General features: G+C 56.6%; 13 protein-coding genes. 5 read left to right on the top strand and 8 right to left on the bottom strand.

The window, feature by feature from the left end:
• The first annotated feature begins 23 nt into the window (after positions 1–23).
• Positions 24–617, top strand: a complete 594-nt coding sequence (locus tag ACI77H_RS09405; protein WP_008025961.1) for a phosphoheptose isomerase — start codon at positions 24–26, stop codon at positions 615–617.
• Positions 614–1,192 (top strand): BON domain-containing protein, encoded by a 579-nt coding sequence (locus tag ACI77H_RS09400; RefSeq protein ID WP_008147477.1) that lies wholly within the window; start codon positions 614–616, stop codon positions 1,190–1,192. Before ACI77H_RS09405 ends, ACI77H_RS09400 begins: the two co-directional genes overlap by 4 nt.
• Before the next feature lie 52 nt (positions 1,193–1,244).
• Here the strand turns inward: ACI77H_RS09400 and ACI77H_RS09395 are convergent, their stop codons facing one another.
• From ACI77H_RS09395 to rplM, 7 genes are all read right to left on the bottom strand, one after another.
• Complete coding sequence (locus tag ACI77H_RS09395) at positions 1,245–1,658, bottom strand: ClpXP protease specificity-enhancing factor (RefSeq protein WP_008037283.1); 414 nt, start codon at positions 1,656–1,658, stop codon at positions 1,245–1,247.
• A 16-nt stretch (positions 1,659–1,674) separates the two neighbouring features.
• A complete protein-coding gene (locus ACI77H_RS09390; RefSeq protein WP_007905304.1) occupies positions 1,675–2,292 on the bottom strand; it encodes a glutathione S-transferase N-terminal domain-containing protein in 618 nt (205 codons plus the stop codon).
• 150 nt (positions 2,293–2,442) lie between these two features.
• Positions 2,443–3,225, bottom strand: coding sequence for a cytochrome c1 (locus ACI77H_RS09385; RefSeq protein WP_253431724.1), 783 nt, complete (start codon positions 3,223–3,225; stop codon positions 2,443–2,445).
• Positions 3,225–4,436, bottom strand: a complete 1,212-nt coding sequence (locus ACI77H_RS09380; protein ID WP_008060256.1) for a cytochrome bc complex cytochrome b subunit — start codon at positions 4,434–4,436, stop codon at positions 3,225–3,227. Before ACI77H_RS09380 ends, ACI77H_RS09385 begins: the two co-directional genes overlap by 1 nt.
• Positions 4,436–5,029, bottom strand: coding sequence for a ubiquinol-cytochrome c reductase iron-sulfur subunit (gene petA, locus ACI77H_RS09375; RefSeq protein ID WP_150633468.1), 594 nt, complete (start codon positions 5,027–5,029; stop codon positions 4,436–4,438). Before petA ends, ACI77H_RS09380 begins: the two co-directional genes overlap by 1 nt.
• Before the next feature lie 267 nt (positions 5,030–5,296).
• Positions 5,297–5,689 (bottom strand): 30S ribosomal protein S9, encoded by a 393-nt coding sequence (gene rpsI, locus ACI77H_RS09370; RefSeq protein WP_002555064.1) that lies wholly within the window; start codon positions 5,687–5,689, stop codon positions 5,297–5,299.
• 14 nt (positions 5,690–5,703) lie between these two features.
• On the bottom strand, positions 5,704–6,132 hold the full coding sequence (gene rplM, locus ACI77H_RS09365; protein WP_007905295.1) for a 50S ribosomal protein L13: 429 nt from the start codon (positions 6,130–6,132) through the stop codon (positions 5,704–5,706).
• 245 nt (positions 6,133–6,377) lie between these two features.
• Between rplM and ACI77H_RS09360 the strand changes: the two genes are divergently transcribed.
• The gene (locus ACI77H_RS09360) at positions 6,378–7,418 is read left to right on the top strand and encodes an NADP(H)-dependent aldo-keto reductase (RefSeq protein WP_407011663.1); all 1,041 of its coding nucleotides are present in this window, start codon (positions 6,378–6,380) and stop codon (positions 7,416–7,418) included.
• Between the two features lie 90 nt (positions 7,419–7,508).
• On the opposite strand, the gene ACI77H_RS09355 is transcribed toward ACI77H_RS09360, so the two are convergent.
• Complete coding sequence (locus ACI77H_RS09355) at positions 7,509–8,645, bottom strand: acyl-CoA dehydrogenase family protein (protein ID WP_407011662.1); 1,137 nt, start codon at positions 8,643–8,645, stop codon at positions 7,509–7,511.
• A gap of 244 nt (positions 8,646–8,889) precedes the next feature.
• Here ACI77H_RS09355 and ACI77H_RS09350 point away from each other — a divergent pair, with 244 nt between their 5' ends.
• Both ACI77H_RS09350 and ACI77H_RS09345 read left to right on the top strand, forming a co-directional pair.
• Positions 8,890–9,786, top strand: coding sequence for a GlxA family transcriptional regulator (locus tag ACI77H_RS09350; RefSeq protein ID WP_191623776.1), 897 nt, complete (start codon positions 8,890–8,892; stop codon positions 9,784–9,786).
• 266 nt (positions 9,787–10,052) lie between these two features.
• Positions 10,053–11,999 carry a flavin monoamine oxidase family protein gene (locus tag ACI77H_RS09345; RefSeq protein ID WP_407011661.1) on the top strand — a complete coding sequence of 649 codons (1,947 nt, stop codon included), beginning with the start codon at positions 10,053–10,055 and terminating at the stop codon, positions 11,997–11,999.
• Positions 12,000–12,108 lie beyond the last annotated feature (109 nt).

Raw genomic sequence — 12,108 nt, 5'->3', positions numbered from 1 at the left:
CCGCGCTAATTAAGGTCACACAGATGGACATGCAATCCCGAATTCGCCAGCTTTTTCAGGCCAGTATCGACACCAAGCAAATGGCGATGGACGTACTTGCACCGCACATCGAGCAAGCCAGCCAAGTAATGGTCAACGCCCTGCTCAACGAGGGCAAAATGCTTTCCTGCGGCAACGGCGGTTCTGCTGGCGATGCCCAGCACTTCTCGTCCGAGTTGCTGAATCGCTTCGAACGCGAGCGTCCGAGCCTGCCGGCCATCGCGCTGACCACCGACAGCTCGACGATCACCTCGATCGCCAACGACTACAGCTACAACGAAATCTTCTCCAAGCAGATCCGCGCGCTCGGCCAACCGGGCGACGTACTGCTGGCGATTTCCACCAGCGGTAACTCGGCGAACATTATTCAAGCGATCCAGGCCGCACATGATCGCGAAATGATTGTCGTAGCATTGACCGGTCGCGATGGCGGCGGCATGGCGTCGCTGCTATTGCCCGAGGACGTCGAGATTCGCGTACCGGCCAACGTCACCGCACGTATTCAGGAAGTCCACCTGCTGGCGATCCACTGCCTTTGCGACTTGATCGACAGCCAACTGTTCGGGAGTGAAGAATGACCCCTAATCGCCTAGGCCTTCTGGCCTTGACCCTGTGCCTCGGCATCAGCGGCTGCACCTCGGTGGTTAACGCCAGCCGCGAAGCACCGATTGAAGACGACCGCGGCACGCGCACCTTCGGCAGCAAGATCGACGACTCTCTGATCGACACCAAGGTCGGCGTGAACATCGCCAAGGCCGATCCGGCCCTGGACAACGACTCGCACATCGTCGTCACCAGCTTCAACGGCGTCGTGCTACTCGCCGGACAAACGCCACGCGCCGATCTCAAGGCCAAGGCCGAACAGGCCGCCGCCGCCGTCCAGCGCGTGAAGACGGTGCACAACGAACTGCAAGTGCTGCCGCCCTCCGGCTTCCTTGCCCGCCAGAACGACACCTGGCTGACGTCCAAGATCAAGACCCAGATGCTCACCGATCCGAACATCCCGGGCTCGCGCATCAAGGTTGTCACTGAAAACGGCATCGTCTATTTGCTGGGTCTGCTGACCAAGCAGGAAGCGGCTCAGGCAACCAATCTGGTGCAGGGCGTTTCCGGCGTGCAGAAGATTGTGAAGTTGTTTGAGTACATCGACTGACACGCAACATGCAGGCACAAAAAAGGCGATCCATCCGGATCGCCTTTTTTTATTACTTCACCACTTTCAAACTGGGTCGACCGCTTGGACGCGGCGGCTCACTGTCGGGTGGCGGTAGATCATCATCCGGCTCGATCTCTTCCTCGTCTTCCATAGGCGATTCCAGATCGAACACCATGCCCTGGCCGTTCTCCCGGGCGTAAATACCCAGGATCGATGCGATAGGAACGTACAAGGTGTGCGGCACGCCACCGAAGCGCCCTTCGAAGCTGACCGCTTCGTTATCCATGTGCAGATGACGCACGGCGGCCGGCGAGACGTTCAGGACAATCTGCCCATCGCTGGCAAAACCTTGTGGCACCTGCACCGACGGATACTCGGAATTGACCAGCATGTGCGGGGTGCAATCGTTGTCCACAATCCACTCGTAGAGCGCGCGGACCAGATAAGGTCGACTGGAGTTCATAGCGGCTCCTTAAGCCTTAGCGCATATCGCGTTCGACACCAGACAGACTCGCCTGGAAAGCCTCACGCGCAAACGAGCGCTCCATATAATCAAGCAACGGCTTGGCTGGCCGTGGCAGTTCAATACCCAAAATAGGCAAGCGCCAGAGTATTGGTAATAGGCAGCAATCCACCAGACTTTGTTCCTCGCTGAGGAAAAACGGCTTGTCGGCGAACAACGGCGACACACCAGTCAGGCTTTCACGCAGCTCCTTACGAGCCACGACACGGGCGGCTTCCTTGGTCCGCGAATCCAGGATCAGATCCACCAGGCCACACCAGTCACGCTGAATACGATGAATCAGCAGGCGACTGTTGGCACGCGCCACAGGATAAACCGGCAGTAAAGGCGGGTGCGGGTAACGCTCATCCAGATATTCCATCACCACGGTCGACTCCCACAACGCCAGGTCACGATCGACCAGGGTGGGCAGGCTTCCGTAAGGGTTCACCTCAATCAGTTTAGGCGGCTGGCGACCAGCTTCCACGTAAATGATCTCGGCGCTGACACCCTTCTCTGCAAGTACGATGCGCACTCGGTGGGAATAGTGGTCGGCGGGGTCGGAGTAACAGGCCAACCGATTGGTCACGCCCATGGCGGTCCTCCTCGCTTGTTGAAATTATCGGAAGCGGAAAAACGCGCGCGCCCAGAGGGCGCCTCCCGTAACGCCTGGATCACCAGACTCGTTACACCTTCAGAGACACCCTTGGGCGCGCGCGATTAACAGCAATTGCTTGAAACTTTATCAGTGCACATCTTTCCAGTATTCGCGCTTCAGCAAGTAAGCGAATACGAAGAAGAACGCCAGGTAGAGCAAGACGTAGGTACCAATGCGCTGATGCTGCAGCTTAACCGGGTTAGCCGAGTAAGCGAGGAAGGTTACCAGATTCTTGACCTTCTCATCGAACTGCTCTTCGGTCAGAGCACCGCTCTTCGGCACGATGGTCAGCTGATCGCACGCTTCATGAGTCAGCGCGGTACCGGTCAGCGGATCATATTGCTTCTTGCCGTCTTCGACGATCTGCACCTGTTTGCAACCGACGACCTGACGACCTTGCAGGCCCACCAGGACGTTCGGCATGCCCACGTTCGGGAAGACCTTGTTGTTCACGCCCCAAGGACGCGACGGGTCTTCGTAGAACGATTTCAGGTAGCCGTAGAGCCAGTCCGTACCGCGAACACGAGCCACCAGAGTCAGGTCAGGCGGTGCCGCACCGAACCAGGTCTTGGCGTCAGCCGGCTGCATGCCGATGTTCATGTGGTCGCCAATCTTGGCACCAGTGAACACCAGCTTCGACAGCATCAGATCGTGAGGAATACCCAGATCGTCGGCAACACGCTCGTAGCGCTGGAACTTGGCGCTGTGGCAGCCCATGCAGTAGTTGGCGAATGTACGTGCGCCATCTTGCATGGCGGCCTTGTCGGAAACGTCGATATCGACCTTTTCCAGCTCGGGACCACCGTGCTCAGCGGCGAAGGACAGTACAGGCAAAGCAGCAAGAATCAGTACAGCAAATAGCTTTTTCATCAGCCAGTCACCCTTTCCGGAACCGGTTTGGTCTTCTCGAGCCTGGTGTAGAACGGCATCAGAATGAAGTAGGCGAAGTACAGGAAAGTACATACCTGCGACAGCAACGTACGACCCGGAGTCGGCGCCAGAACACCCAGCACGCCCAGAATCACGAACGAAATGCAGAACACCCAGAGCCAGATCTTGCTCATCCAGCCCTTGTAGCGCATCGACTTGACCGGACTACGGTCCAGCCATGGCAGGACGAACAGCACAGCGATGGCCGCGCCCATGGCGATAACGCCCAGAAGCTTGTCCGGAACCGCCCGCAGAATCGCGTAGAACGGCGTGAAATACCAAACAGGAGCGATGTGCTCTGGCGTCTTGAACGCGTTCGCCACTTCAAAGTTCGGCTTCTCAAGGAAGTAGCCGCCCATTTCCGGGAAGAAGAACACGATCGAGCAGAAGATGAACAGGAACACCACCACGCCGACGATATCTTTCACGGTGTAGTACGGGTGGAAGGCAATGCCGTCCAGCGGTACGCCGTTTTCGTCTTTGTATTTCTTGATGTCCACACCGTCCGGGTTGTTCGACCCCACTTCGTGCAGCGCCAGAACGTGCAACACCACCAGACCGAGTATCACGATCGGCAGGGCCACGACGTGCAGGGCGAAGAAGCGGTTCAGGGTGATACCGGAAATCAGGTAGTCACCGCGGATCCACTGGGTCAGGTCGTTACCGATAACCGGGATCGCACCGAACAGCGAGATGATCACCTGGGCACCCCAGTAGGACATCTGGCCCCACGGCAGCAGGTAACCCATGAAGGCTTCCGCCATCAGCGCAAGGTAGATCAGCATGCCGAAAACCCACACCAGCTCACGCGGCTTCTGGTACGAACCGTAGAGCAAGCCACGGAACATGTGCAGATAAACCACGATGAAAAACGCCGAAGCGCCGGTGGAGTGCAGCAGACGCAGGATCGAGCCGTACTCGACGTCGCGCATGATGTATTCGACGGAAGCAAAAGCTTCTTCAGCCGACGGGGTGTAGCTCATGGTCAGCCAAACACCGGTAACGATCTGGTTGACCAGAACGAGCAGCGCCAGGGAACCAAAGAAATAGAAGAAGTTGAAGTTCTTCGGGGCGTAGTACTTGCTGAGATGGTCTTCCCACATTTTGGTTGCGGGAAAGCGCGCATCAACCCAATCCATGAACTTGCTCATCACGCTTTCTCCGTATCGACGCCGATGACAATGATCTCATCGGTCTCATAGGAATGCGGGGGAACTGGCAGGTTCAAAGGCGCAGGCTGCGACTTGTAGACACGGCCAGCCAGATCGTAGTGGGAACCGTGGCACGGGCAGAAATAACCGCCTACCCAGTCCTTGCCCAGATCAGCAGGTGCCACTTCGGGACGGAAGGTTGGCGAGCAACCCAGGTGCGTACAGATACCGATCAGCAGCAGAACTTCTGGCTTGATCGAACGCGTTTCCGGGTCGACATAGGTCGGTTGTGTCGAGTTCTTGGAGGTCGGGTCAGACAACTGGCCCTCGATCTTTTTCAGATTCCCCAGGATTTCCTCGGTACGGCGGACAATGAATACCGGCTGGCCGCGCCACTCAGCAATCATCTGCTGGCCTGGCTCGATTTTGCTGACATTCACTTTCACCGGTGCACCTGCGGCTTTCGCCTTGGCACTGGGAAACCATGACCCCACGAACGGGACCGCAGCCCCCACCGCTCCTGCAGCACCCACCACGGATGTGGCTGCTACCAAGAAGCGACGCCGGCCTGCATTCACGCCGTCATTGCTCATTCAGTCCTCTCCCATCAGCTTTGTGGCCTGTTAAATCAGGCATCTACTAAGTAAAACTATGTACTTATAAAAATTTTGCCGAATGGTAATGAAAAGCCCCAATTCTGACAAGGTAATTACCGAAGGGCTCCACTGCCAAGCCTTGTAGTATAGGGCCTCTGCGGATGTGGCAAGTTGTCACAGAGCAATTCTTTGATAAATCGCGCCCATAAAAAAACGCCCAGCTCCGCGAGGAAACTGGGCGTTCTTTTTGAACGAGAAAGCGAATTAACGCTTCGAGTACTGCGGACGCTTACGCGCTTTACGCAGACCGACTTTCTTACGTTCAACTTCACGAGCATCGCGAGTAACGAAGCCAGCTTTGCGCAGAGCGCCACGCAGGGTTTCGTCGTACTGCATCAGTGCGCGAGTGATACCGTGGCGGATTGCGCCAGCTTGACCACTTACACCACCGCCGATCACGGTGACGTAGATGTCGAACTTCTCGACAGTCTCAGTCAATTCCAGCGGCTGACGAACTACCATGCGGGCAGTTTCGCGGCCGAAGAAATTATCCAGCGAACGGTTGTTGATGGAGATGTTACCAGTACCCGGACGCAGGAAAACGCGTGCGGTTGCGGTCTTGCGACGGCCAGTGCCGTAATTTTGAGTCGCCGACATAATGAACTATTCCGTTAAAACTTCAGTTCTTGGGGCTGCTGAGCAGTATGAGGGTGTACAGCGCCCGCATAGACTTTCAGCTTACGATACATGTCGCGACCCAGCGGGTTCTTAGGCAGCATGCCTTTGACCGCGGTCTCGATCACGCGCTCAGGGGCTTTAGCGATCAGCTTTTCGAAGTTGATCGACTTGATGCCGCCCGGGAAACCGGAGTGGGAGTAGTAGATCTTGTCGGTGGTTTTAGCACCAGTTACACGAATCTGCTCGGCATTGATAACGACGATGTAATCGCCGGTGTCAACGTGAGGAGTGTACTCAGCTTTATGCTTGCCACGCAGACGGCTCGCGATTTCGGTGGCCAGACGACCCAGGGTCTGACCTGCAGCGTCGACGACAAACCAGTCGCGCTGTACTGTTTCCGGTTTAGCAGTAAAAGTTTTCATTCTTTATAGCCTCAGGGGCCGCCCTGTAAATTAGACGGCGGATCTTACTGAATAGTGCGTACTTTGACAAGTCAAAGGCAGCCGGATACAGACGCTTTCGGGGGCTCGGGTCGGCGCGTCCGTTCAACGGCAAGATTCTTCGGCGGCGGCGCATCACTTCCACTGCAGAAAGAGGTGCGCAATTATGCAGATTGCGAAAAATATTTCAACCTGCTTTTATGATTGTTTTGCCCAAGGAGCACACGATGGACTATCGCCAGCTAGGCCGAACCAATCTGAACGTAAGCGCCATCTGCCTCGGAACCATGACCTGGGGCGAGCAAAACAGTGAAGCTGAAGCCTTCGCCCAGATTGAACGGGCCAAAAGCGCCGGGATCAATTTCATCGACACCGCCGAAATGTACCCGGTACCACCTAAAGCCGAAACCTACGCCACCACCGAGCGCTATATCGGCAATTACTTCAAAAGCCGCGGTGATCGCACCGATTGGATCCTGGCCAGCAAGATCGCCGGCCCCGGCAACACCATCGACTACATCCGCGACAAAAACCTGCGCCACAACCGCCAGCACATCACTGAAGCCGTGGACGCCAGCCTCAAGCGCCTGCAGACCGACTACATCGACCTCTATCAGTTGCACTGGCCGGAGCGCAGCACCAACTTCTTCGGCCAACTGGGCTACAAACACAAGAGCGAAGCGAACCTGACCCCGCTGGAGGACACCCTCGAAGCGCTGGACGAACAGGTCCGGGCCGGCAAGATCCGCCACATCGGCCTGTCCAATGAAACGCCGTGGGGCACCATGCGTTTCCTGGCGCTGGCCGAAGCCCGTGGCTGGCCGCGTGCGGTATCGATCCAGAACCCCTACAACCTGCTCAACCGCAGCTTCGAAGTCGGCCTGGCGGAAATCGCCATCCGCGAACAATGCGGCATGCTGGCCTATTCGCCGCTGGCGTTCGGTTTCCTGTCGGGCAAGTACGAAGGTGGCGCGCGTCCGCCGAAAGGTCGCCTGAGCCTCTACAGCCGCTTCAGCCGCTATTTCAATCCACAGTCGGAAGCTGCGTGCAGCCGTTATGTGGCATTGGCCCGTGAACACGGCCTGGACCCAGCACAAATGGCCTTGGCGTTTGTGACGCAGCAAGCGTTTGTGACCAGCAACATCATTGGCGCGACGACGCTGGAACAGCTGGACAGCAACATTGCCAGTTTCGAGCTGAAACTTTCCGATGAAGTGCTGGCGGGAATTGAGGCGATCCACAAGGATCACCCGAATCCTGCGCCGTAACCCGAACATGTAGGAGCTGGCTTGCCGGCGATCAAAGACGACGCGGCGCCCTGTCAGGCCGCGCCGACCCGATCGCCGGCAAGCCGGCTCCTACAAGGATCTGGCAATAATCTCCTTCATGATTTCGTTAGTCCCGGCATAAATCCGCTGCACCCGTGCATCCGCCCATGCCCGAGCGATCGGGTACTCCCACATGAATCCGTAGCCGCCATGCAACTGCACGCACTCGTCGAGCACCTTGCATTGCAGGTCCGTTCCCCAATACTTGGCCATCGCCGCCGTCGGCACGTCGAGCTTGCCTTGCAGGTGCAATTCCAGGCAGCGATCGACAAAGACCCGGCCAATCTGGATTTCGGTTGCCATCTCCGCCAGTTTGAAACGGGTGTTCTGGAAATCCGCAATCGCCTTGCCGAACGCCTTGCGCTCGCGGGTGTACTCCAAAGTCCATTGCAGCGCAGCCTCAGCCGACGCCAGTCCGCCAACCGCAACCGTCAGACGTTCCTGCGGCAATTCCTGCATTAGATACGCGAAGCCCATTCCGGCCTGGCCCAGCAGGTTTCCCTTGGGCACCCGAACGTCTTGAAAGAACAGCTCCGAGGTGTCCTGCGCCTTCATGCCGACTTTTTCCAGGCGCTTGCCCTTGGCGAAGCCCGGCGTATTGGCTTCGACCAGAAACAGACTGGTGCCCTTCGCGCCAGCCTTCGGGTCGGTCTTGGCCACGACAATCACCAGGTCCGCGAGATAGCCGTTGGTGATGAACGTCTTCGAACCGTTGATCACGTATTCGTCGCCATCAAGCACTGCAGTGGTTTTCACCCCTTGCAGGTCGGAACCGGCACCCGGCTCGGTCATGGCGATCGCGGTGACCATCTCGCCAGACACCAGTTTTGGCAGGTATTTGTGTTTCAGCGCTTCGCTGCCGTAATGCAGGATGTACGGCGCGACGATGTCGGAATGCAGGGAAAAACCGATCCCGGTCAGCCCCAGACGCCCAACTTCTTCGATCACCACCGCACTGTAGAGAAAATCCGCTCCCAGCCCGCCGTATTCTTCTGGCAGATGCGAACACAACATCCCGGCCTCCCCCGCCTTGTTCCAGAGTTGGCGGTCGATATAACCCTGTTTCTCCCACTGCCCATGAAACGGCACAGCCTCTTTTTCGAGGAACGTTCGCACGCTGTCGCGAAAAAGTTCGTGCTCGGAACTGAACAAGGTTCTGGGGATCATGCGGCACCTGTCGTTATTGTTAGAAGGAATAGACCTTCAGAGACTAAGCCTCGCTTCCGATACAGGACACTGGACACATCAGACAAAAAATAAGACGATCCAGCCGTCTGGTGACCACTTTCCCCTATAAGAATAAAGTTGAATTATGTCTAACCAAGTCTCCACGCCCTTACGGCGCGTCAGCATCCTGGCTATCGACCGGGTTTTCGCTTCCACCCTCATGCAAGCCAAGGATTTCTTCCACCTGGCCAGCCTGCGTTACGGCAAACAACTGGGCCAGGGCCTGACACCAGCGTTCGAAACGCGCCTGGTCAGCCCCGACGGCAAACCGGTCAACAGCTTCAGCGACGTGATCATGCCGGTGGACGGTGGCCTGGAAAACGCTGACGTCATCATCCTCCCGGCGTTCTGGGACGATTTCGAAACCCTTTGCCAACGTTATCCACAGGTCCTGCCGTGGTTGCGCCAGCAACATGCGCGCGGCGCGGTACTGTGCGGCGAGGCCACCGGGGTGTTCTGGCTCGCCGAAGCCGGGCTGCTCGATGGCAAGGAAGCGACCACCTACTGGCGCTTCTTCAACGCCTTTGCCGAGCGTTTCCCGAAGGTTTATCTCAATCAGGACAAGCACCTGACCGACGCCGACAACCTGTATTGCGCCGGCGGCACGACCTCAGCGTGCGATCTCTACATCTACCTGATCGAACGCTTCTGTGGCGCCAACGTGGCCCAGGCCGTGGCCCGCGACATTCTCTATGAAGTGCAGCGCAGCTATTCACCGGGACGCATCGGTTTCGGCGGGCAGAAGCTGCACCAGGACGTGATCATCCTGCAGATCCAGCACTGGCTCGAAGAACACTTCGCCGACAAGTTTCGCTTCGAAGACGTGGCACGCGAGCATGGCATGAGCATCCGCAACTTCATGCGCCGCTTCCAGACAGCCACCGGCGACAAACCCCTGCATTACCTGCAACGCCTGCGCATCGAAACCGCCAAGGGCTTGTTGTCCGGCAGCCGCAAGAGCATCAAGACCATCAGTTATGAAGTCGGGTATGACGATGCGAGTTTCTTCGCGCGGCTGTTCCGCCAGCACACGGAATTGTCGCCGAACCAGTATCGGCAGCAGTTTCAACAGGCGGCATAAACTCTCAAAACGAACACAAATCCCTGTGGGAGCGGGCTTGCCCGCGATGGCGTCGGCACATTCAGCAATGATGTGACTGACACCGTTATCGCCGGCAAGCCGGTCTCGCTCCCACACTGGGATTTGCATGTACGGTGGATTGGCAATGCACTTTCCTACGCGAATCACGGAAAACAGAACGACAAAGCCCCCGATTCGGCCGACAGACGCAGTCCCTTAAAAAACTCAGCATTCTTCCCTGCTATCAATATCAGGGAAGATCAACAGTGACCATCGGATCAAGCTACGAATACCCGGCACACGCGACCAAGACTGCCGCTCGAACAAAGCGCTCGACTGACAACAAATGGACGGGACGTTTTCCAAATCCCCCAGACCTCTGTTTCGACTATCGAGCACTGGTCGAACAGGAAAACGGCATCGCTAAGGCAACCAATCCACACCATAAAATCTGCATCATCGGCGCAGGTGTCACCGGGCTTACTGCCGCCAGAGAACTCTATCGTTGCGGCTTTACCGATATCACCCTCATTGAACAATCCAGGAGAATTGGCGGCCGCCACCTGACCATTCCTGGAAGCCAGCGCTCCTCGATCAGCCACACACCCTTTGAAATGGGCGCAATGCGCATGCCCTTCTTCAACAGGGCAGACGAATCACCGACAGACGGCCGTTCGCTGATGGCCTATTACGCGAAGACGTTTGATTTGGCATTTTCGGATTTCGCCAATCCCGGAAGTCAATGGGTGACCTCGACCGGTATCTATCTGCGAGAGGGCAGCATGGGCGACGGACAAACTCCGCAAATGCTCATCTGGGAAAATGAGGATGGCCAGACACCACCTCCCGGCGATGAACTGCAAAAGGTTTATGCCAAGTGGAAGGCCTTTGCCGACCTGATGACCCGGCACGTCGCAGAGGTCTACTCCAGCCAGGAATGGGAAACCATATGGGCCGCAATCGTCGAAAAATACGAAAGCATTTCCTTTCGCGACCTGGTGAGTATGCCGGCCCTGGAAGAGTGGGACGAACGCTCGCCGGGAGACTTCGGCGGAATGGGCATGTCCGCAGAGGAGTCAGCGATTTTTTATGCCATCGGAATCGGTGACGGTAGCTGGGGCGCCTTTTACGATGTCTGCTCTCTTTATCCCTTGCGTACTGCCATATTCGGTTTTAGCAGCCAGTTGCAATTGATACACGGCCGAGTTGACTCGCTGGGCAATCCGCTGACCTCTCCTTATCTGCACAGCAACGCGGTGTTTGATTCGAATGGGCTGAGTTTCGACAGCCCCCGCTATATCGGGCTCGCAGCTCTAGACGAATGCCTGCTGTTCATGAAAACCGACGAAACCGGAAAATCTTTTTACGACCATTGCAATGAAAGGGGCAGCAGTTTCCTGACGGACTCATCCGTCACAAAACTCGAAAAACTGGCCGACCAGAAAATACGCGTCTACTACAACTGGCAACATAGCCAGACCGAGCACACCCAGGAACAGTTCGATGATTTCGACTCGGTCATTATGACCCTACCCTCCTGGCTGATCGAAACTCGAATCAAGCTTGAAAACTTCACGCCGCAAATGCTGCCTTTCGAGACGATCAACGCCTATAAAACGGCGCATTGGGAAACCAGCTGTAAAGTCTTCGCACCGCTGAAGAAAACTTTCCTGTCGAAAAACAACAAAATCCCGCAAGCCATCGTCACCGACAGCTTTATCCACGACGTCTACACCTATCGCTACAACGAGACCTACAGCTATGACTGCATCCTTCTGAGTTACACATGGGAGGACGACGCCACCAAACTTGCCTCATTTACCGACAAGGAACTGGTCAGCAAATGCGCCAAGGAACTGGACCGCATTCTCATGAACTCGGCCAATATCCAGGAGAAAATCTCTCCCTACATCGCGCTTGATCAAGCCGTGGTCCAACGCTGGATGACCGACAAAAATGCACTGGGATGTGCAAAATTGTACCGACCCGGCACCTACTACAACGCCGTAGGCCTGATGAAGTACAACAGAGACTTCGCGCATGTTTCAGGCCTGTATTTGTCCGGAGAGTCATTTTCAGTTGATGCTGGCTGGACGGAGCCCTGTTTCCGCGGAGCCGTCGATGCAGTCATTCACATCTGCAACAAAACAGCTGCGACGTTCAACGGCGGCTTTTCCATGAGCGACTATCCGCACTACAACGTCAAAACCTGACATCACCTGTTCCAGAGCCATGCATGCCGGCATTGGCTCTGCCCCACGCCTTCCCCATGCATGCCGACCAAACAGCTCGCTCATCCATCTTGGGATCCGGACTACACCC

The organism is Pseudomonas sp. O230 (assembly GCF_045447035.1).
In the GTDB taxonomy this organism is placed as follows: Bacteria; Pseudomonadota; Gammaproteobacteria; order Pseudomonadales; family Pseudomonadaceae; genus Aquipseudomonas.
The sequence above is the reverse complement of the archived record's forward strand: the minus strand, read 5'-3'. Positions and strand labels throughout refer to the sequence as shown.